Origin of the sequence: Shinella sp. HZN7 (genome assembly GCF_001652565.1) — a bacterium.
GTDB classification, from domain to species: domain Bacteria; phylum Pseudomonadota; class Alphaproteobacteria; order Rhizobiales; family Rhizobiaceae; genus Shinella; species Shinella granuli.
Map to the genome: position 1 here is coordinate 1,587,790 of NZ_CP015736.1, position 20,635 is coordinate 1,608,424.

Annotated in this window: 22 protein-coding genes and 1 tRNA gene; 7 read left to right on the forward strand and 16 right to left on the reverse strand. The window is 65.2% G+C overall.

All coding sequences use genetic code 11. The annotated features are described in order from the left end of the window. Window positions 1–426: 426 nt before the first annotated feature. The 4 genes from shn_RS07685 to shn_RS07700 all read right to left on the reverse strand — a co-directional run bounded on the left by shn_RS07685 (window position 427) and on the right by shn_RS07700 (window position 3,475). Window positions 427–1,008, reverse strand: coding sequence for a hypothetical protein (locus shn_RS07685; protein ID WP_064329879.1), 582 nt, complete (start codon window positions 1,006–1,008; stop codon window positions 427–429). 184 nt (window positions 1,009–1,192) lie between these two features. Further along, the gene (gene gpt, locus shn_RS07690; protein ID WP_064329880.1) at window positions 1,193–1,690 is read right to left on the reverse strand and encodes a xanthine phosphoribosyltransferase; all 498 of its coding nucleotides are present in this window, start codon (window positions 1,688–1,690) and stop codon (window positions 1,193–1,195) included. A gap of 121 nt (window positions 1,691–1,811) precedes the next feature. After that, window positions 1,812–2,654 (reverse strand): universal stress protein, encoded by an 843-nt coding sequence (locus shn_RS07695; protein WP_064329881.1) that lies wholly within the window; start codon window positions 2,652–2,654, stop codon window positions 1,812–1,814. A gap of 65 nt (window positions 2,655–2,719) precedes the next feature. Then, a complete protein-coding gene (locus shn_RS07700; RefSeq protein WP_064329882.1) occupies window positions 2,720–3,475 on the reverse strand; it encodes a competence/damage-inducible protein A in 756 nt (251 codons plus the stop codon). 171 nt (window positions 3,476–3,646) lie between these two features. Here shn_RS07700 and wrbA point away from each other — a divergent pair, with 171 nt between their 5' ends. The 3 genes from wrbA (at window position 3,647) to shn_RS07715 (ending at window position 5,538) form a co-directional block, all read left to right on the forward strand. Then, the gene (gene wrbA, locus shn_RS07705; protein ID WP_064329883.1) at window positions 3,647–4,246 is read left to right on the forward strand and encodes an NAD(P)H:quinone oxidoreductase type IV; all 600 of its coding nucleotides are present in this window, start codon (window positions 3,647–3,649) and stop codon (window positions 4,244–4,246) included. A gap of 124 nt (window positions 4,247–4,370) precedes the next feature. After that, window positions 4,371–4,455, forward strand: a tRNA-Leu gene (locus tag shn_RS07710). A gap of 264 nt (window positions 4,456–4,719) precedes the next feature. After that, window positions 4,720–5,538, forward strand: a complete 819-nt coding sequence (locus shn_RS07715; protein WP_064329884.1) for a hypothetical protein — start codon at window positions 4,720–4,722, stop codon at window positions 5,536–5,538. 70 nt (window positions 5,539–5,608) lie between these two features. On the opposite strand, the gene shn_RS07720 is transcribed toward shn_RS07715, so the two are convergent. The 4 genes from shn_RS07720 to shn_RS07735 form a co-directional block, all read right to left on the reverse strand. After that, entirely contained in the window at window positions 5,609–6,616 is a 1,008-nt protein-coding gene (locus tag shn_RS07720) for an inorganic phosphate transporter (RefSeq protein WP_064329885.1), read from the reverse strand. Beyond that, window positions 6,616–7,260 (reverse strand): DUF47 domain-containing protein, encoded by a 645-nt coding sequence (locus tag shn_RS07725; RefSeq protein ID WP_064329886.1) that lies wholly within the window; start codon window positions 7,258–7,260, stop codon window positions 6,616–6,618. Before shn_RS07725 ends, shn_RS07720 begins: the two co-directional genes overlap by 1 nt. Before the next feature lie 115 nt (window positions 7,261–7,375). Continuing rightward, entirely contained in the window at window positions 7,376–7,954 is a 579-nt protein-coding gene (locus shn_RS07730) for a hypothetical protein (RefSeq protein ID WP_064329887.1), read from the reverse strand. A gap of 81 nt (window positions 7,955–8,035) precedes the next feature. Beyond that, complete coding sequence (locus shn_RS07735; protein WP_064329888.1) at window positions 8,036–9,490, reverse strand: TrkH family potassium uptake protein; 1,455 nt, start codon at window positions 9,488–9,490, stop codon at window positions 8,036–8,038. A gap of 260 nt (window positions 9,491–9,750) precedes the next feature. Between shn_RS07735 and ilvA the strand changes: the two genes are divergently transcribed. From ilvA to shn_RS07750, 3 genes are all read left to right on the forward strand, one after another. Further along, the gene (ilvA, locus tag shn_RS07740; RefSeq protein WP_064329889.1) at window positions 9,751–10,998 is read left to right on the forward strand and encodes a threonine ammonia-lyase; all 1,248 of its coding nucleotides are present in this window, start codon (window positions 9,751–9,753) and stop codon (window positions 10,996–10,998) included. Between the two features lie 114 nt (window positions 10,999–11,112). Beyond that, window positions 11,113–11,427 carry an HlyU family transcriptional regulator gene (locus shn_RS07745; protein WP_064329890.1) on the forward strand — a complete coding sequence of 105 codons (315 nt, stop codon included), beginning with the start codon at window positions 11,113–11,115 and terminating at the stop codon, window positions 11,425–11,427. 165 nt (window positions 11,428–11,592) lie between these two features. Further along, window positions 11,593–12,840 (forward strand): diguanylate cyclase, encoded by a 1,248-nt coding sequence (locus shn_RS07750; protein WP_064329891.1) that lies wholly within the window; start codon window positions 11,593–11,595, stop codon window positions 12,838–12,840. Here the strand turns inward: shn_RS07750 and shn_RS07755 are convergent. Further along, window positions 12,837–13,298: an Lrp/AsnC family transcriptional regulator gene (locus shn_RS07755; RefSeq protein ID WP_064329892.1), complete on the reverse strand. Its 462-nt coding sequence runs from the start codon at window positions 13,296–13,298 to the stop codon at window positions 12,837–12,839. The two genes, shn_RS07750 and shn_RS07755, sit on opposite strands and share 4 nt — an antisense overlap. Before the next feature lie 165 nt (window positions 13,299–13,463). On the opposite strand from shn_RS07755, the gene ald reads away from it, so the two are divergent. Beyond that, window positions 13,464–14,582, forward strand: coding sequence for an alanine dehydrogenase (ald, locus tag shn_RS07760; protein WP_024270452.1), 1,119 nt, complete (start codon window positions 13,464–13,466; stop codon window positions 14,580–14,582). Between the two features lie 49 nt (window positions 14,583–14,631). On the opposite strand, the gene shn_RS07765 is transcribed toward ald, so the two are convergent. The 7 genes from shn_RS07765 to shn_RS07795 all read right to left on the reverse strand — a co-directional run bounded on the left by shn_RS07765 (window position 14,632) and on the right by shn_RS07795 (window position 20,510). Further along, on the reverse strand, window positions 14,632–15,099 hold the full coding sequence (locus shn_RS07765; protein ID WP_064329893.1) for a DUF1203 domain-containing protein: 468 nt from the start codon (window positions 15,097–15,099) through the stop codon (window positions 14,632–14,634). Window positions 15,100–15,170: 71 nt separating this feature from the next. Further along, window positions 15,171–16,205: a phosphotransferase enzyme family protein gene (locus tag shn_RS07770; protein WP_064329894.1), complete on the reverse strand. Its 1,035-nt coding sequence runs from the start codon at window positions 16,203–16,205 to the stop codon at window positions 15,171–15,173. 198 nt (window positions 16,206–16,403) lie between these two features. After that, on the reverse strand, window positions 16,404–16,964 hold the full coding sequence (locus shn_RS07775; protein ID WP_064329895.1) for an OmpA family protein: 561 nt from the start codon (window positions 16,962–16,964) through the stop codon (window positions 16,404–16,406). 98 nt (window positions 16,965–17,062) lie between these two features. After that, window positions 17,063–17,653, reverse strand: coding sequence for a GNAT family N-acetyltransferase (locus shn_RS07780; protein WP_064329896.1), 591 nt, complete (start codon window positions 17,651–17,653; stop codon window positions 17,063–17,065). Further along, on the reverse strand, window positions 17,653–18,507 hold the full coding sequence (gene sseA, locus shn_RS07785; protein ID WP_064329897.1) for a 3-mercaptopyruvate sulfurtransferase: 855 nt from the start codon (window positions 18,505–18,507) through the stop codon (window positions 17,653–17,655). Before sseA ends, shn_RS07780 begins: the two co-directional genes overlap by 1 nt. A 219-nt stretch (window positions 18,508–18,726) precedes the next feature. Next, window positions 18,727–19,464 carry an alanyl-tRNA editing protein gene (locus shn_RS07790; RefSeq protein WP_064329898.1) on the reverse strand — a complete coding sequence of 246 codons (738 nt, stop codon included), beginning with the start codon at window positions 19,462–19,464 and terminating at the stop codon, window positions 18,727–18,729. 5 nt (window positions 19,465–19,469) lie between these two features. Further along, entirely contained in the window at window positions 19,470–20,510 is a 1,041-nt protein-coding gene (locus tag shn_RS07795; RefSeq protein ID WP_064329899.1) for a cysteine synthase A, read from the reverse strand. Window positions 20,511–20,635: the final 125 nt, after the last annotated feature.

The following is a 20,635-nucleotide window of genomic DNA, read 5'->3' on the forward strand; positions in this document are numbered from 1 at the left end:
GGATGCGGTGGCGTTTCAGGAAAACGTGCGCGAGAAAACCCGTGCGGCGAGCGGATCATCCACCCGGCCACATGCGCATGATACGCGATTTCATGATGAGAACCGACCTCGTAACACTCCGGTCCAGTCGCCGCCGCAACTTGGATTTCATTAACCTCATCTGGCCGATTCCCGTCAAGGGCTGGTTTGTGAAGGAAGTTTGAACGCTACATCTTGTGCCTGTCGGCTGTGGAAAATGGGGACATCGCCGGATGCCTGAAAAATCAGCGGGTTCCGGGCAAAAGGGGGGAAGCGGCGGCACGCGGCTGTGGAAAAGCGAGAAAAATTACAGGTAAATTTCCGGGGTCTTTTCCACCCCCCGACTTCAGGGAATAGCCACCCGGACGGAGTTGTGATCCGTGGATAAAGTGATTCTCTTCCGTAACGTCAGAGCGCGTCGAGATTGACGCCGACGGTGATGGCCCCGATGACGGCGCCGGTTGCCGGGTCGCGGAGCGGCAGGCTCGCCTGGGATTGCATGAGCTGGGTGGACTCATCGCGCTCCGCCTCCTCTATATGGAGGGCGCCGGTGCCGAAGCTCTTCTGCCATTTCGCTTCGTCCCCCTGCCAGTAGTCGGAGGTGACGTCGCTCTGGCCGACGTTCAGGCCGCGATTGTCCATGACGAAGATTTCGGTGATGAGGCCTTCCGCCGCCTGCTGGCGGCCCTTGAGGTAGAGCGAGAGGGGATTGGAGAGCTGTGCCTCGATCATCGGCCGGTCGGCGCTGGAAAGCTCGCTGCGCCAGCGGGCGTCGAGATCGTCGATCTCCGCCCGGCCGAGCCCGGCATGGGCGGCGTTCTGGGCGATGACGGCATTGAGGATCGCGGGCTCGTCAAGCCAGGGGCGAACGTTCGCGTCGATGAAGTCGGCGACCGCGGTGACCCGCACGTCCTGCTGCGCGCCGGCCGTCTCGCTGAAGAGCAGCACGCCGACGAGAGCTGCCGCGATTGCCGGCCTTGCGTAGCGCATCCGTGCCCATGCCTCCCATCACCGCAGAGGCGCGGTGAATATAAGCACTATCTTTGTCAGGAATTGCGGAAAGATTAAGCCGGCAGGTGCGGTCCGCATCCACCGGCCATCAGCGAAAAAAAACGCCGGATCAGCATGTTGCGTCGTAGCGCGACTGCTGTTTCACGCCGTCGCACATGGCGGCTCAGCCGCGCGTGCCCTTGGCGATCGGCTCCTGGTAGGTGAAGCCCATGTCCCAGGGGAAGTAGATCCAGGTGTCCTGGCTGACCTCGGTGACGAAGGTGTCGACCAGCGGGCGGCCCTTCGGCTTGGCATAGACGGCGGCGAAATGCGCCTTCGGCAGCATGGCGCGCACCTCGGCGGCGGTCTTGCCGGTATCCGTCAGGTCGTCGACGATGAGGATGCCTTCGCCACCTTCCTTGCTGAGTTCCTCCGAGATGCCCTTCAGGACATGCATTTCACCCTGCGAGACATAGTCATGATAGGAGGCGACACAGACGGTCTCGATGACGCGGATGTTCAGTTCGCGCGAGACGATCGCCGCCGGCACGAGGCCGCCGCGGGTGATGCAGACGATCGCCCGCCACTCACGCCCGCCATCCGCCAGCCGCCAGGCAAGCGCGCGCGCGTCGCGATGAAACTGATCCCAGGATACGGGGAAGGCTTTGTCGGGCAGCGACATGGCGGGCTCCTGATAGGCAGAAAAAGAAGATTCCTTCTCCGTAGCGCAGTTCGGCACCCATGAAAATCATCGCCCGGCCGCAGAAGCCGGGCGATCCACAGCGAAGTCGCGGCGATACGGCCTACCGCGACATCAGCGTCGGCACGCGGGCATGGCGCATCATGGCGCTGGTGACGCCGCCGAAGAGGCGCTGGCGCAACCGCGAATGGCTGTAGGCGCCCATGACGATGAGGCCGGCATCGATGTCCGTCGCGCGCCGGTTCAGCACCTCGGCCACCGAATGGCCGCCGGAGGCGCCGGAGGCGACCGTCGTCTTGACGCCGTGGCGGGCGAGCGTCGCCGCAAGCTCGGCGCCGCAGAAATCGCGCGACTGCATGGCGTTTTCCGGCGGGTCGACGGTGAAGATCTCCACCTCCTTCGCGCCCGTCAGGAAGGGCAGGGCGTCGAAGGCGGCGCGGGCGGCCTCGCGCGAACCGTTCCAGGCGAGCAGCACGCGCTCGATCGGCGCGGGACCGGCCGGGGCGTTGGAGACGAGATAGAGCGGGCGGCCGCTCTCGTAGAGCAGGTCCTCGATGTCCTCGCGCGCCGGGCCGTCGAGATCGGGGTCGAACTGGCCGGCAATGACGATGTCGGCGCCGCGCGCACTGTCGATGACGCCGGCGGAGGCATAGCCGGCGGTGCCGGTGAAGAGGCGCCATTCATAGGAGATGTCGTCGCGTTCGCAGCGCGACTTGAAGGCCTGCTCGACCTCGCGCGACTGGCGCTGGGCGCGCTCCTGCAAATCCAGCACGGCGTTCGGGTCGGGATATTCCATAGGCGCGATCAGCGTGACCACGACCGGCGCTTCCGCATGGATGCCGATGACATGGCCGCCCGTCTCGCGCGCAAGCGCCAGCGCGTGGTCCGTCACCTTGCCGGCGTCCTCGGCGGCGCTCAGCACCGCCACGATGGTCTTGTAGGTCATTTCGGCCTCCTGTTCTGGGTCTCTGGAAGCATGCGCCTGCCGTTGTCGCCAAACCTTGATCGGGATCAAGACGCAGCCTTGGCCGCGGCGATTTCGGCAATCATCTGAAGTATATCACGTTCGGCCGCTTCCGCCGGAGCGTCTTCGCGGCTGCGGATGACGATTTCCGTCGAGAAGCGGTTCTCGCTGAAGCGCGGATAGGAGCCGATGCTGGTTTCGGGATGCTTCTTCTGGATCTCCGCCAGCGCGCTGCCGATGTCGCCCTCGCCGAAGGGCGAGGCGACGGAGCGCGAGAGCATCGGCACGCCGCCTTCAAGCTTCGGCACGACGGTGCCGAGCATGGCGGTGAAGACCTGCGGAACGCCGGCCATGACATAGACATTGCCGATGTGGAAGCCCGGCGCCGTCGAGACGGCGTTCTCGATATGGACGGCCCCCTCGGGCATGCGCGCCATGCGCTGGCGCGCCTCGTTGAACTCGACGCCGCGGCGCTCGTACATGGCGCCGAGCAGCTGCATGGCGAGCGGATCGTGCCGGCAGGGCACGCCGAAGGCCTTCGAGACGGCATCCGCCGTGATGTCGTCATGGGTCGGGCCGATGCCGCCGGAGGTGAAGACGTAGGTATGGCGGGCGCGCAGCGCATTCAGCGCCTCGACGATCGCGTCCTCGTCGTCGCCGACGATGCGCACCTCCTTGAGGTCGATGCCCGCGAGGAAGAGCATGTCGGCAAGCTGGCCGATATTCTTGTCCTTGGTGCGCCCGGAGAGCAGTTCGTCGCCGATGGCGAGCATGGCGGCGGTGGCGATGGGGCGGGAACTCATGGGCGCTCTCTGAAGTTCGGACAGAAATGCCGACCGGAAGGGACGGCATTGTCAATGGCGGGTGAACAGTCTGTCGACCGGGCAGCCGCTGGGGGACCGCCACCCCGAAGTGCTACATCCAAGGGGACGCCGCGATCAAGCGGAAAGGCATCATCGAAACAGGAGACGACGATGGCAAACGTACTGGTTCTTTACTACTCGGCCTATGGCCATATCGAAGCCATGGCCTATGCAGTGGCGGAAGGCGCGAAGTCGGCCGGTGCCGAGGTGACCGTCAAGCGCGTTCCGGAGCTGGTGCCGGAAGAGGTGGCGAAGGCCTCGCACTTCAAGCTCGACCAGAAGGCCGAGATCGCCACCGTCGACGAGCTGGCCGGCTACGATGCCATCATCGTCGGTGCCGGCACGCGCTTCGGCACGGTCGCCTCGCAGATGCGCAATTTCTGGGACCAGACGGGCAGCCTCTGGGCACAGGGCAAGCTGGTCGGCAAGGTCGGCTCGGTCTTCACCTCCTCGGCCACCCAGCACGGCGGCCAGGAATCGACCATCCTCGGCTTCATCCCGACGCTGCTGCACCACGGCCTCGTCGTCGCCGGCCTGCCCTATGCCTTCCAGGGCCAGATGGGCGTCGAAGCCGTCAAGGGCGGCTCGCCCTACGGCGCCTCGACGATCACCGACGGCGACGGCTCGCGCCAGCCCTCGGAGATCGAACTGGACGCCGCCCGCTTCCAGGGCGCTCATGTCGCCAGGATCGCGGCAAAACTCTCGGCCTGATGCTCTCCTGAAGCATCGCCGATGAAGAGGGTGCGGCCCGCATCAGGGCTGCGCCCTTTTTCTGTTTCGAGAAGTCGGCCGAGCCTATTGACGAAGCGGGCGTACTCCCCGAAAAGCAGGCTAGGCGGGCGTGGCGAAACTGGTAGACGCAAGGGACTTAAAATCCCTCGGCCTTGGCTGTGCGGGTTCGATCCCCGCCGCCCGCACCACTGTTTGCCCCGCGAACGCCGTTCGGCGCCGGAGACGGGTGATTCGCAGGCCGAGGGGATCGCGGATACGGCGAAGTGCGATCGCCACCGGCTGCCCTTGAGACGTTTCCATCGCTCCCTGCCCGGAATGTGCCGGCCTTGCAACACATCGCCGTCTCCGTCCACGCGGCAAGACGCAATCCAGAGTCGGTCTCTTGCAAGGTGAAGAAACTCTCGTTTTATTAGCGCCCAATGTTTCAACTTGAGGCAACATTGGGGGCATAGATGAAATTTCCGAAATATTTGACGAAGGCCTATCTGCAGAAGACTTACGGTTCGCTGAACGGGGTCGGTGATTTTACGGTCAAGCTGACCAAGTACAGCCAGACCTCCACGACGCTGAAGGCCACCGTGGAGATCGACAGCAGCTTCGGCGACAGCACCACCGACATCCTGATGAAGGTGGGCAAGACAACGACGAGCCTGTCGCTGAAGATCAAGGGGGAGGGCTATAGCAGCACGCTGGCCTATTCCACGGCGCAGACGAAGGCCGGAATCACCATCAAGGCGACCTATACCGACAGCTTCAAGACCAAGATGAACTACAGCCTCAACCTCGAAAAGGATGGGGATTTCAGCAAGTTCAAGCTGGTCTATGCCCTCGGCACCGAGAAGATGACCATCACCTCGACGAAGATTGCCGGCGACGTGGTGACGTTCAAGGCGGTGGACGGCGACGGCGACGTGATCGGCACCGCCAAGCTCAACCTCAAGGCCTTCGGCGACTATTACGACAAGAGCGACAAGTATCTCTTCGAATCGGCCAAGACCGCCGAGCTCTTCAGCAAGCTCCAGCTCAAGTTCACCAGCGTGAAGAAGAAGGCGGGCGAGCCGGCGGACGACGATCACGGCGGTGCCGACGCCTTCGTGTTCAAGAAGGTGGCGGCAGCCGGCAGCGACCACGGCGATGCGGCCTTCGCCGCCCGGCCCTTCGCCATCGACGATGCCTCGGGCGCGACCGGCTCCGACGCGTTCGACTTCCTCGCCTCGCAGGATCACGGCCAGCCGGTCCATGTGGCCAAGCATGTGCCGGACCTTTTCTGATCCGGCTTGAAACGGCACGCCGGGAACGGCGGAAGCGGCAACGCTTCCGCCGTTCTCGTTTCAGAAGGCCTCAGCCGGTGACGGCGTTGATGACGAGGAAGAAGAGGGCGGAGATCGCGGCGGCGGACGGCAGCGTGATGATCCAGGCCCAGACGATGTTGCCGGCGACGCCCCAGCGCACGGCCGAAACGCGCCGGGCGGCGCCGACGCCGATGATCGCGCCGGTGATCGTATGCGTCGTCGAGACCGGGATGCCGAGCCAGGTGGCGGCGAAAAGGGTGATCGCCCCGCCGGTCTCCGCGCAGAAACCCTGCATCGGGTTGAGGCGAGTGATCTTGGAACCCATCGTGTGCACGATGCGCCAGCCGCCCATCAGGGTGCCGAGCGCCATCGCCGCCTGGCAGGTGATGACCACCCAGAAGGGCACATGGAACTCGCCGCCGAGATAGCCCTGCGAGAAGAGCAGCACGGCGATGATGCCCATGGTCTTCTGCGCGTCGTTGCCGCCATGGCCGAGCGAATAGAGCGAGGCCGAGATGAACTGCATGACACGGAAGGTGCGGTCGACGGCGAACGGCGTCTGGCGCACGAAGAGCCAGGAGACCGTGAGCACCAGGATCAGCGCCAGCAGGAAGCCGATGGCGGGCGACAGGAAGATGGCGCTTGCCGTCTTGATGAGGCCGCTCCAGACGACGGCCTCGAAGCCGGTCCTGGCAAGGCCCGCGCCGACGAGGCCGCCGATGAGGGCGTGCGAGGAGGAGGAGGGGATGCCGAAGATCCAGGTGACGACGTTCCAGATGATCGCGCCCATCAGCGCCGCGAAGATGACGAGCGGGTTGACGATGCCGGGATCGATGATGCCCTTGCCGAGCGTCTCGGCGACATGCAGGCCGAAGAACAGGAAGGCGATGAAGTTGAAGAACGCCGCCCAGATGACGGCATATTGCGGGCGCAGCACGCGCGTCGAGACGATCGTGGCGATCGAGTTCGCCGCATCGTGCAGGCCGTTCAGGAAATCGAACAGCAGCGCGATGCCGACGAGGCCGACGAGCAGCGGAAAGGCGAGGGTGGCGTCCATCAGACGTTCTCGATCACGATACCGCTGATTTCATTGGCGACGTCCTCGAAGCGGTCGACGACCTTCTCCAGCTCGCCATAGATCTCGCTGCCGATGATATAGGCCATCGGATCGGTCTTGCCGTATTGCCTGAAGAGGTCTTTCAGCCCCTGGTCGTGCAGCTCGTCCGAGCGGCCTTCGACGCGGGTGACCTCCTCGGCGATCGAGGTGAGGCGGCCGGCATGCACGCCCACCTTGTCGAGCAGCGGAATGGCCTCGGCGACGAGATGGGCGGCCTTGACGACGGCGGCGCCCATTTCCTGCATGCCGGGCTGGAAGCTCGTCTGCTCGTAGAGGCGGATGGTCTTGACCGTCTTGTGCATCATGTCGATGGCGTCGTCCATCGACTGGATCAGGTCCTTGATGTCGCCGCGGTCGAAGGGCGTGATGAAGCTGCGGCGCACGGCGAGCAGCACCTCGCGGGTGATGTCGTCGGCCTTGTCTTCCAGTTCGACGATGCGGTTGCAGTGTTCTTCCATGTCCGGCCCGCCGGCAAGGAGCGACTGGAGGGCTTCGGCGGCGCCGACGACGGTGCGGGAATGCTGCTCGAAGAGATCGAAGAAACGGTCCTCGCGCGGCATGAGTTTGCGAAACAGCGAAAGCATGGGTGCCCCTTACGTGGCTGGGGTTGTCATGCGGCTGTCATAATTGACCGTCAACCCGCTGGAAAGCACGGATTCCGGCTTGTCACAATTCTCTGCGTGCCTGTGGAAAAGTCGCTCAGGGAACGATCTTGAACGGCTGCTCGCTGATAGCGACCGCCCCGCTTGCGGCATCGCGGAAGCGATAGCGCAGCACATAGTCGCCGGCCGGTGGGCCGCTGAGATTGAGCGTCAGCTTGGCGAAGACCTCCTGGTTGCGCACGCTGCCCTTGAAATCGAAGGAGCCGAAGGCCTTCTGCTCGGCGAGCACCGTGCCCTTCGGGTCGAGCAGTTCCAGGTCGACGGTGAAATGCGATTCGAGCAGGCCCCCGTCGGCCGGCCGCCAGGTGAGGCCGACCGGCTCGACATAGGAGATGAGTGCCTCGCCCGCCTTGAAGCTCGCTTCCGGCCGCACCGCATACATGCCGTAGCCTTCCGGTGCCGACGAAACGAAGACGGCCTTGCCGATCGAGAAGGGCAGCGTGGCGGCAAAGGCGCCGAAGGCATCGCGGATCGTGTTGTGCGCGCCGACCGTGTCGCCGGCCGCGGCCTGCTCCTCGGCCTTCCTGGCCGCATCCGCAAGGGGGCCGGCAAGGGCGAGCGTGGGCGCGAGCGCGGCGACAAGGGTCATGCGCAACAGGGACTTCGACACGAACATTCCGTCTTCCTCCAGCCGGTTGGCGGCAGGATGCGAAGAAGCTTGGCAACAGTCAAGAACGCCGCGCGGCGCGCGCCGCGATCAGCTCTTCCAGAAGAGCGGTGTGAGGATGACGAGAACGGTGAGGATTTCGAGGCGGCCGAGCAGCATCAGCAGGGAGAGCACGTAGAGCGCGGCGTCGTGGAAGCCGGCGAACGTGCCGGCCGGCCCGATCGCCTGCGTGACGCCGGGGCCGACATTCGACAGCGAGGTGGCGGCGGCCGAGATCGCCGTCAGGATGTCGTAACCCATCAGGCCGAGCAGGATCGCCCCGAGGGCCGAGATCGCGACATAGGTGATGAAGAACAGGAAGACGCTGCGCTGGAAGTCGGCATCGACGGTCATCGTGCCGTAGCGCACGGCATGGATGCCGTCCGGATAGATCAGGCGGTAGAGGCCGGTGCGGATGAAATTGAAGAGGATGATCAGGCGATAGGCCTTCAGGCCCCCGGAGGTCGAGCCCGAACAGCCGCCCATGAAGGTGGCGACGAAAGCGAGTGCCACGATGAAATGGCCCCATTGCGTATAGTCGTCGCTGGCAAAGCCCGTCGTCGACAGGATCGAGGCGACGGTGAAGAAGGCGTGGGCGAGCGCCTCGTGGAAGCTGACGCCGTTTTCCAGCCGCTGGAAGACGCTCGCGGCAATGGCGAAGAACGCGAGATAGCCGAGGAAGACGCGGATCTGCGGGTCGCGCCACGCATCCAGCCGCCCGCGCACGACGAAGAGGATCAGCACCGAGAAGGGCAGGCTGGAGAGCGTCATGAAGAAGGTGGCGGCCCACAGCAGCGGCAGGCTGTTGAAATAGCCGAACGAGGCGTCGTGCGTCGAAAGCCCGCCGGTCGCCACCGTCGACATGGCATGGTTCAGCGCATCGAAGCGGCCCATGCCGAGCGCGGCGTAGACGACGGCGCAAAGCAGGGTGATGCCGACATAGAGGGCGAGGAAGGCGCGGGTGTAGCTCGCGATGCGGGCGAAGGGCTTGTCGGCCGTGTCCGATGATTCGAGCTTGAAGAAGGACATGCCGCCGACGCGCAGATACGGCATGATGAAGAGGCCGAGCGCCAGGATGCCGACGCCGCCGAGCCAGTGCAGCAGCGAGCGCCACATGAGCACGCCCGGCGGCGCATCGTCGAGGCCGGTGATGACGGTGGAGCCGGTCGTGCTGATCGCCGAGACCGATTCGAAGAAGGCCTGCGCGAAGGTGAGGTTCAGCGAGGACAGCCAGAGCGGAATGGCGCCGATGATGCTGCCGGAAAGCCAGAGCATGTTGACGACGAGAAAGCCCATGCGCTTGTTGAAGGGCGGCGGGCCGGCGCGCGTCGCCGCGGCCGTGGCCAGCGAGAGGCCGCCGGTCATGAAGGCGGAGAGGAAGAACACCTCCGAATCGGGATGGCCGTAATAGACATCGATGATGGCCGGGATCAGCATCGCCACGGAAAGATAGATCCCGCTGATCGCTGCGATATTGATGGCGGATCGGAAGATGGTGGCGTTCAAGTTCTGGTCTCGAAGAGGCCATGCTGGCCAGGGCGGGTGGTAACCGTCGCGTCGATATGCCATAGCCTTTGCATCGTCCAAACTCAAGGATGGCGCGCCGGCGCGGGTCCATTCCGGTGCGGACCGGTTCTGCCGCGTGGCTCCCGCGGCGCGGAGCATCGGAAAGGTTTGAAGAATGATCGGCTTTGCCTGCCTCTGTCCTTTCCCGAAGGCGAGATACGCAGTTTTTTGAACCCAATCCATCGAACACGGACCAGAGCATGACATCCGACGTCGACACGGCCATGGAGGCCCTGCGCGGCCTCTTTCCCGAAACGCCGCTCCAACTGAACGAACATCTCTCCGCCCGCTACGGTGCGGAGATCTACCTCAAGCGCGAGGATCTCTCGCCGGTGCGCTCCTACAAGATCCGCGGGGCCTTCAACTTCTTCCGCAAGGTGCTCGCCGACGAGGCCGGCGCGCGCAGCTTCGTCTGCGCCTCGGCCGGCAACCACGCGCAGGGCTTCGCCTTCGTCTGCCGCCATTTCGGCGTGCCGGGCGTGGTCTTCATGCCGGTGACGACGCCGCAGCAGAAGATCGACAAGACGCGCATGTTCGGCGGCGAATTCGTGACGATCAAGCTCGTCGGCGACTTCTTCGACCAGTGCTACAAGGCGGCCCGAGACCATGCGGAGGCGACCGGCGCGCTGATGGTGCCGCCCTTCGACCATGCCGACATCATTGAGGGGCAGGCGACGGTGGCGGCGGAATTCGTCCGGCAGTTGCCCGACGGCAAGCTGCCGGACCTCGTCGTGCTGCCGGTCGGCGGCGGCGGCCTCGCCTCCGGCATAACGGGCTATCTCGACGGCAGGATCGGCCCGTCGAGCTTCCTCTTCTGCGAGCCGGCGGGCGCGCCGAGCCTGCGGCGCAGCCTCGAAAGCGGCGCGGTGGTGACGCTCGACCAGGTCGACAATTTTGTCGACGGCGCCGCGGTCGGCCAGATCGGCGCGCTCAATTTCGCCGCGCTCAGCCGTTTTTCCGCCGACCAAGTGATGCTGCTGTCGGAAAACGCGATCTGCGTGACGATGATCGACATGCTGAACGTCGAGGGCGTGGTGCTGGAGCCGGCCGGCGCGCTGTCGCTGACGGCGCTCGACGCGCTCGGCCGCGAGGCGCTGGAGGGCAAGACGGTCGTCGCCGTCGTCTCCGGCGGCAATTTCGACTTCGAGCGCCTGCCGGACGTCAAGGAACGCGCCATGCGCCATGCGGGGCTGAAGAAATACTTCATCCTGCGCCTTGCCCAGCGCCCCGGCGCGCTGCGCGACTTCCTCAACCTGCTCGGTCCGGACGACGACATCGCCCGCTTCGAATATCTCAAGAAATCCGCCCGCAACTTCGGCTCGATCCTCATCGGCATCGAGACCAAGGCGCCGGAGAATTTCGCCGCGCTGAAGAAGGCCTTCGACGGGGCGGGCCTGCGCTACCAGGACATCACGGAAAACGAGATTCTGGCCAATCTCGTCATCTAGCCTGCCTTTTCCCGCTGCCGCCTCCTCGTCTTTGCCGGTGGAGGGGGCGGCAGCAGGCAGACTATCCACAGCTCTCCCCTTGGAGGCCGCCGCGGCCTGTGTTAGCAATCGGCCATGGCATCGTTCTTTTCAAAACTCTTCGGTCGCGGCGGCGACTCGGCAGCTCCGGCGAAAGTCGCGGAGGAAACCGAGGCCTACAACGACCTCACCCTCGTCGCGGCTCCCATTCCGGAGGGCGGGCAGTACCGCCTTGCCGGCCGGATCGAGAAGCGGGATGGAGAGCGGGTGCTGACCCGCAGCTTCATCCGCGCCGATCTCTTCTCCTCGCGGGACGATACGGTCGCCGCGACCTTCCGCAAGGCAAGGCAGATCGCCGACCAGAACGGTGCCGCGCTCTTCGCGGACGGCGCGGAAAGCCGGCAGGTCTGACGGCTCCAGGGTGGATTTTTCCGTCCGCCCCTGTGAAAACTCATACACAATTGCACGAAGGCGCTGGAGAACCGGCGCAATTGCCTGTATCCGCGGGAAAATCACTTGTTGCGACTCTCCCGGTACGATTAGCTGCCGGGCAATCGAAAATGCTGCGGACCGGCCATGGGCACTGAAAACCTGATCCTGCTTCTCATCGAGGCCGGGTTCTACTTCGTCTTCATGGTGGGCCTTCTGCACCTGCGCCATCAACTGGGCATCGGCATGTTCATCGCCGCGCTCGGCGTCATGCACTTCCTGGAGACCTACCTGGCGGCGGTCTTCTATATCGAACTGCCCTTCGGCGTCATTTCGCCCGGTTCCTCGGTGCTGTTTTCCGGCAAGCTGATGATGATCCTTCTCCTCTATGTGAAGGAGGACGCCTCCGTGGTGCGCGCGCCGATCTACGGCCTGCTCGCCGGCAATTTCCTGACGGTCGGCCTCGGCTTCTTCCTGCGCCACCACCAGACCATCGGCGTGGTGCCCGGCCGCATCGCCGATCTCGCCTTCATCGACGAGATGGGCTGGCTGATGCTGTGGGGCACGACGCTGCTCTATCTCGATTCGCTGGCGATCATCCTGCTCTACGAGCGGCTCGGGCGGGTCTTCAAGAAGAGCACGGCCCTGCGCTTCTTCGTCTCGGGCGTCGCCGTGCTCACCTTCGACCAGATCGGCTTCTTCGCCGCGCTGCATTTCCTGAACGGCGCGCCGACCGAGGTGTTCTGGGGCGGCTGGATCGCCAAGATGCTGGCGGCGAGCGCCTATGCGGTGCTGATCACCGTCTATCTGCATTATTCGCGCATCTCGGCCATTCCTGTCTCACCGCGCCCCATCTCGGACATCTTCGCCGACCTGACCTTCCGCGAGCGCTACGAGGACCTGCTCGACCGCTCCGGCCGGGACGCGCTGACCGGCGTCTATGACCGCAGCCGCCTCGAATACGAGGCGCCGCGCATGCTCTCGGCCATGATGGCGGCGGGCAAGCCGCTGGCGCTGATGATCATCGACGCCGACCACTTCAAGGACGTCAACGACCGCTTCGGGCATCTTGCCGGCGACGGCGTGCTGAAGGAGACCGCCGCCAGCCTGCAGCGGGCCCTTCGCGCCAGCGACCGGCTGTTCCGCTTCGGCGGCGAGGAGTTCGTCGTCATCTGCGAGGACATTGCCCCTGCAGCCGGCACCGAGCGGGCGGAAATGCTGCGCCGGACCGTCGAGGCCGAAATCCGCCGGCCGGACGGCGTGCCGATGACCGTCAGCATCGGCGTCGCCAACAGCTACAGCGACGGCACGACGCTGAACGCCCTGCTTTCGGCCGCCGATGCACGGCTCTACGCCGCCAAGAATGCCGGCCGCAACCGGGTTATTTCCAGCTAGACCCCGACATTCGGCCGGTCGATGATCTCGCGCAACGCAAAGCTCGAATTGATCTTCACCACATGGGGAAGCGCCGACAGCCAGTCGCGGTGGATGCGCTCGTAATCCTCAAGGTCCTTGGCGGCGACGCGCAGGATATAGTCGTATTCGCCCGACATCAGGTAGCAGACCAGCACATTGGGGCAGAGTTTTACCGCCGCCTCGAATTCCGCGAGCGTCTTGGCGAACTGGCCGGACAGCGAGATGTGCACGATGGCGATCATCTTGTAGTCGAGCGCCTTGGGCGAGATGCGGGCATGGTACCCGGTGACGGTGCCGGATTTTTCCAGGATGTCGAGGCGGCGCGAGCAGGCCGAGGGCGACAGGCCGACACGCTCGGCCAGCTCCGCATTGGAGATCCGCCCGTTCTGCTGAATCACCCTGAGGATCGCAGTATCGATTGCATCCAAGTGCGCCATTCGAATTTCCTTCGAAAATTCTGCTAATATCAGGAGAATATTCGACAGGTCGCCGTTTCGCAAACCGGCTTTGCAAGGACATTGCGTCCGTCCTCTGCTTCCATGGTGATCCCCGCCGGGAGCGGCGGCAAGCAAAAACGGGAACAGACTGGGAAAGGAACGCGCATGCGTGTCGGTTGTCCGAAGGAAATCAAGAATCATGAATATCGGGTGGGTCTGACGCCCGGTGCCGTGCGCGAATATGTGGCCCACGGCCACGAGGTTCTCGTCGAGACCAAGGCCGGCGCCGGCATCGGCGCAGACGATGACGCCTATCGCGCCGCCGGCGCGAAGATTGCAGCCACCGCCGCCGATATCTTCCAGAAATGCGACATGGTGGTGAAGGTCAAGGAACCGCAGCCCGCCGAATGGGCGCAACTCCGCGACGGACAGATTCTCTACACCTACCTCCACCTTGCGCCCGATCCGGACCAGACCAAGGGCCTTCTTGCCTCCGGCGTCACCGCCATCGCCTATGAGACGGTGACGGACGAGCGCGGCGGCCTGCCGTTGCTCGCCCCGATGTCCGAGGTCGCCGGCCGCCTTTCCATCCAGGCGGGCGCGACGGCGCTGCAGAAGGCCAATGGCGGCCGCGGCATCCTGCTCGGCGGCGTGCCGGGCGTGCTGCCGGCCAAGGTCGCGATCATCGGCGGCGGCGTCGTCGGCCTGCATGCGGCGAAGATGGCCGCCGGCCTCGGCGCGGATGTCTCCATCCTCGACCGCTCGATCCCGCGCCTGCGCCAGCTCGATGACCTCTTCGGCGGGCGCATCCACACCCGCTATTCGACGATCGACGCGCTGGAAGAGGAGGTCTTCTCCGCCGATCTCGTCATCGGCGCGGTGCTGATCCCCGGTGCGGCGGCGCCCAAGCTCGTCACGCGCGAAATGCTCTCGGGCATGAAGAAGGGCGCGGTCATCGTCGACGTCGCCATCGACCAGGGCGGCTGCTTCGAGACCTCGCACGCCACCACCCATTCCGATCCGACCTACGAGGTCGACGGCGTGGTGCACTACTGCGTCGCCAACATGCCGGGCGCCGTACCGGTCACCTCGGCCCATGCCCTGAACAACGCGACGCTGCATTACGGCCTGCAGCTTGCCGACAAGGGCCTGAAGGCGATCGCCGAGGACCGGCACCTGCGCGCCGGCCTCAACGTACACAAGGGCCGCGTGACGAACCGCCCGGTCGCCGACGCGCTCGGCTACGAGGCCTATGCGCCGGAAGCGGTGCTGAACGTCGCCTGACCGGCCACGGCAACGGACAGGAGGAGGCCCGGAGCGATCCGGGCCTTTTTCATGCCCGCTCGACGCGGCACTGGTAGCAATTGTAGCGGGCGGAGCGGATATGCAGATAGGCGACGTCCTCCCGGGCGAGCAGCGTTGCGGCATGGTCCGGGATGTCGGGCGTCGGCACCACGGCGCCGCTGCCGTAGAGGATGCGGTTTTCCGCCGAATAGCCGCGCACGATGTAATCGCGGCTGGTCAGCATCGGCGGCAGGATTTGCGAGGGCTCATGGGCCGCGCAGGGCTCGGCATGCAGGAAGATCGGCCCGGTTTCCGCAAAGGGCTGCATGGCTGGGAAGGGGCGGTGCGCCAGGATGAGATAGGGTTCCCCGGCGCCGACCATCTGCAGGCAATGACGGCAGGGCACGCCGACGCCGTCGGAGATATGGCGTTCGGGGGAAAGGCCGTAGGCATCCTTGCCGCCGGTCCGGTAGGCGGTGACGGTTTCGGTCGGTATCGGAAGGAAGCGGATGGGCATGGCGGAAGCTCCGGTTGACAGGCCGGCACCTTCCCGTCTTTGCCGAGGCTGCGACACCCGTTTCTTGCGGATCAGGGCGTTTTGCGGAAGAGCGCGTCGCACTGTTCCAGGAGGCGCACGGGATCGATCGCCGGTTCGGCAAGGCAGAGGCCGATCATGGTCCTGGCGATATGCCGGTAATAGGCTTCGTTCTCCCGGGCGGAGGCAATGTTCCTCGTAATGGCCGCACGCCGGTCTCCCGCCCGCGTGCGCATCGAGGCCGGCAGCACGCGCTCGCCGGCCGCCAGCAGGCGATCACGGATGGCGAGGTGGCGGATTCGCTTCTGCCGCGCGGCCAGCAGACGCGTTGCGGCAGTGAAGACGAGATCGGCTGCGTGGCGCTGCCAGATATCGGCGAGGGCGGCGGGGCAGGCGGCAAGATACCCCTGAAGCAGGCTTTGCCGCTGCGCGCTCTGGCGGCAGAAGGGGCGCATCAGCGTGGCGGCAAGTTCGATGCCCGACACGTCATAGGTCATCAGCTCGTAGTCGATCAGGCCGATCGCATGGTCGTCCTGCTCGATGATGTTGCTGCCGTAGAGATCGCCATGGGTGAGCTGGTTGGCGGGGAGCCGGCGCATGCGGGCAAGGCTTTCCTCGATCCAGCGCTGCTCTTCCGGCGTGTGCGCCGCGCCGTTCAGCGAGAGATAGGCCTCGTGCGGCAGCACGGGCCGTCGCCGCTCGAAGAGCGCGCCCGCTGCGGCGCCTTCGATCGCGTTCAGCTTCGCCAGCGTCCCGCCGAGCGCGGCGAGAGCCTTCGGATGGGCCTTGCGCGTCAGCGGCGTGCCGGGCAGGAAGGAGAGCGCCAGCCAGTGGCCGCCGGCCCGCAGCGCCTCGCGCCGCGAGCGGGTGCCGGCACAGACATGCTGGGCGGAAATGCCCGCTTCCTGGAGCCTGCGCACCGCCGCCTCGAACCGCTCCTTCGTCGACTTGCGCAGGAAGAAATGCAGCACATAGGTCTGCTGCTCGAACTCGACGATGCGTTTCTGGATGCTGAGGCGCCGCTTGGTGTGCAGGATGCGCACCCGCTTGCCGAGCAGATCGCGAAGGTCGGGCGTGCGGCTGTCCATGCGAGCGAGAAATTCCGTTTGTCTGCCGATCGATCCGTCCAGCGGATCCGTCGCCTCCGGAATTGCGTGTGACAGTCATATGGCACAGCTCTGACATCGTTTCCAGCGGCGAATTGGTCTCTACCAGTCGCCCGAAAGGCAATCACCGCGGTGTCGGCAGGGGCCGAACCGCGGTGATTGCCGTATTTCCGGCATGCGTCAGCGCACGAACTCGTCGATGCGGCGCAGCGTCACACGCCGGTTGCGCCATTCCTCGCTGAGCGTCTGGACGAGCAGGTAATCCTCGCCATAGCCGACGGTTTCGAGGGCGCGGGAGGGGAGGCCGAATTCCTGCACGAGCAGCCGCTTCAGCGATTCGGCGCGGCGTTCCGACAGGATCTGGTTGGAGGCGGCGGACCCGACGGCATCCGTATGGCCCTCGATCAGGAAGACGGCGCGGCGGCGGCGCCGGAGCAACTGCTCCATGGCGCGGGCGATCTGGCGCACCTTGCCGTATTCCGAGCGCGGGATATCCGCGGAGCCGAAGGCGAAGTTGATCGACTGGATGTTGATCGACGGCGCCGCGCCGCGCAGGTCCGGCCGGCGCTTGAATTCGCGCACCGTCACCCGTTCGTCATCGCGCAGGCGGCGCGTCGGGGCCGCATCGAGCCGGCGCAGGATGATCTCCGAGGACGGGGTTTCCTGCGCAAGCACCAGACCCGGAAGGGCGGGAACGGCGAGGGCGGTGGCGAAGGCGGTCAGAAAGGCGCGACGTTGCATGGCGGTGTTTCCTTGCTCGGTTGATCTTTGTTGGCCGGAAAGTGCCATGCACGAACTGAAGCGGACCTGAACCGTCTGTTGGGTTCCGTTCAGAATGATTAACGCGGTTCGCCGGGCGGCAGGCAATCCCGCTTGGCGAGCGCCAGAAGCTCGGCATCGGATAGCGGGACGATCTCGGTATCCCGCGTGCCGACCGGCGAAAAGCCGAACATCTGGTAGAGCTGCAGCGCGCGCGGATGGTCGAGATTGTTGGTGTCGACCGTGACGCGCGTCGGGCCGAGCGCCCAGGCGGCATAGAGCGTCTGGAGCAGGAACCACTTGCCGATGCCAAGGCCGAGCGCCCGCTCGAACAGGCCGAAATGGGAGAGCTCCACCACCGCGTCGTCGACCTGCAGCAGCTCGAAGAAGCCGGCGGGCGCGCCGTTCACATAGAGCACCGTCACGCTGTTGCGCTTGTCGTGCAGCGTCGCCGCCAGCGTCTCGTCGTCCATGCGCAGCCGGTCGACCCAGTGCCAGCGCCCGCCGACCTGCCGGTAGAGGAAGCGATAGAAGGCGAGCGGGATATCGGGCGCGCTGAGGATGGCGGTGTGCACGTTGACCGGCACCGGCAGGCTCTGCTTCGGCGGCACGGTCATTTCCAGCGTGGTGACATGCACCGCGATCGGCGCGGACTGGGCCTTCTTTGCCATCAGTCTTTCCCCGTCGCCACGGGCGTGTCGTCCCGGCCGCCCCATTCGGACCACGAGCCGTCGTAGAGCGTGTTGTCCTCATGACCGAGAGAATGCAGGGCCAGCGTGATGATCGCGGCGGTGATGCCCGAGCCGCAGGTCGTGACGACCGGCTTGGAGAGGTCGATGCCGGCTTCCTCGAAATGCCGGCGCAGGCTGGCAAGGTCCTTGAACCGGCCGCCCTCGGAGAATGTGCCCGACGGCATGCTCTTTGCGCCCGGCATGTGGCCGGCGCGCATGCCGGCGCGCGGCTCGGCCTCCTCGCCGGTGAAGCGGCCGGCGCCGCGCGCATCGGCGATCTGCCTTGCGTCCGTCGCGACGATGCCGCGCATCTCCTCGAACGAGGTGACCGTATAAGGGTTGAAATTGGTGTGGAAGACCGCCGGTGCCGGCTCCGGCAGGTCGGTCTGAAGCGGCCGTCCCTCCTTCTTCCAGCCATCGAGGCCGCCATCCAGCACGAAGACGTTCTTCGCGCCCATCGTGCGGAACAGCCACCAGACGCGCGGGGCGGTGAAGATGCCGGGGCCGTCATAGACGACGATGGTGTCCGTGTCGGAAATGCCGAGCTTGCCGACTTCTGCGGCAAAGAATTCCGGCGAGGGCACGGTGTGCGGCAGCGTGCCGGAATGATCGGCGATCACGTCCTGGTCGAAGAACACGGCGCCGGGAATGTGGCCTTCGGCATATTCGGCCGCGCCGTTGCGGTTCTGCGCGGGAAGATACCAGGCGGCATCGACGATGCGGAATTCCGGCGCGCCAAGCTGCTTTTCCACGAAATCCGCCGAGACGACGAACCGGCTCCTGTCGTTGGACATGGTCTTCTCCCTTTCAGGCCGGCAGTGTCCCGCATCCGCCGCGGCGCGGGAAGTGCACTGCAAGAAATTGAATATGCTGCAAATATCCTAGAGCATTTCTGCGCTGCTTCGAACCGCGAAAACGCTCTATCCTTTTGTTTCAACGCAATTCCCAGCGCAAAACCGCTGCGTATTCCTGCTGGAATTGCCCTTGGTCGATTTACCGTGGAGCCTGTCGCGTCAGGCCTCCGGTGTTCCGAAGCGGATGCGGAACCGGCGGTTCTCCTTGCCCTTCTTCTCGATCTTGGCGATGTGGATGGCGCCCACTTCCTGGGTTTCGGACACATGGGTGCCGCCGCAGGGCTGGCTGTCGACAGCGGAATTTTCGCCGATGCACACGAGGCTGACCCGACCGAGGCCCATCGGCGGGCGAACGTTCTTCGATTTCACGATGCCGGGATTTTCGGCAAGCTCCGCATCGGTGATCCACTGCACGAAGACCGGATGGTTTTCGCGCACGAGCGCCATCAATCTGGCCGTGACCTCGTCCTTGTCGATCGTCTCCGTCATGTCGAAATCGACGCGGCTGTCCTCCTCGCCGACGGCCGCGCCGGTGATCGGGTAGGGGCAGACGACGGAGAGCAGGTGACAGGCCGTGTGCATGCGCATCAGCTTGTAGCGGCGCGCCCAGTCGATATGGGCGACGATCGTCTCGCCGACGATCGGCAGCGCCTCGCCTTCGAGCGGGCGATGGAGGATGATGTCCTTGGTCGCGCCGGTCACTGCCGGGCCGAGCGCGATGCGGCTGCCGTCGGCGCGCTCCAGGAAGCCGCTGTCGCCGGGCTGGCCGCCCGACGTCGCGTAGAAACAGGTCTGGTCGAGTTCGATGCTGCCGTCCTGGTGCACCGCCGTCACCACCGCCTCGTTCGTCGAAAGATAGAAATCGTCGCGGAAGAGGGCAGTGGTGGTGAGGGACATGGGACCTATTCGACCGGCTGGTAGGGGACCTTGATCCCCGATTTCGCCTTCAGCCATGCCGGAACGGGCAGGCCCTTCGAATCGAGGAAGTCCGCGTTGAAGAGCTTCGACTGGTAGCGGTTAGCATAGTCGCACAGGATCGTCACGATCGTGTGGCCGGGACCGAGGTCCCGGGCGAGCCGGATCGCGCCGGCAATGTTGATGCCGGTGGAGCCGCCGACGGCGATGCCTTCCTTCTCGATCAGGTCGAAGACCAGCGGAACGGCCTCCGAATCGGGGATCTGGTAGGAATAGTCGGGCGTGAAGCCTTCCAGATTGGCCGTGATGCGGCCCTGGCCGATGCCTTCGGTGATGGAGCTGCCGGAGGATTTCAGCTCGCCATGCGCATAATAGTTGTAGAGGGCCGCGCCATCCGGGTCGGCAAGGGCGATCTTGATGTTGGGGTTCTTCGCCCTGAGGCCCGCCGCGACGCCGGCAAGCGTGCCGCCCGAGCCGACGGCTGAGACGAAGCCGTCGACCTTGCCGTCGGTGTCGCGCCAGATTTCCGGCGCCGTCGTCTCGATATGGGCGTCGCGGTTGGCGACGTTGTCGAACTGGTTCGCCCAGATCGCGCCGTTCGGCTCGGTCTTGGCGAGCTGCTCGGCAAGGCGGCCGGAGAGTTTCACGTAGTTGTTCGGGTTCTTGTAGGCAACGGCCGGCACCTCGACGAGCTCGGCGCCGAGCAGCCGCAGCGCGTCCTTCTTCTCCTGGCTCTGCGTTTCCGGGATGACGATGACGGTGCGGTAGCCGAGCGCCTGCGCGACGAGGGCAAGGCCGATGCCCGTATTGCCCGCCGTGCCCTCGACGATGACGCCGCCCGGCCGCAGGGCGCCGGACCGCTCCGCCGCCCGGATGATCGACAGCGCCGCCCGGTCCTTGACCGATTGGCCGGGGTTCAGGAACTCCGCCTTGCCAAGGATCTCGCAGCCCGTCGCCTCCGAGGCCCCCTTGAGCCGGATCAGCGGCGTGTTGCCGATTGCATCCAGAACGGACGGAAGAATTGCCATGGGACCCGAGCCTCGCGTTATCTGCCTAGATTGGAAAGCGTCTTTTCGGCCGGCAAGCGGCGCATTGCAAGAAATCGTGTTCCCGTGGAGCGACCTTCCAGAGGGATTTTTTCCATGTCTGTCCG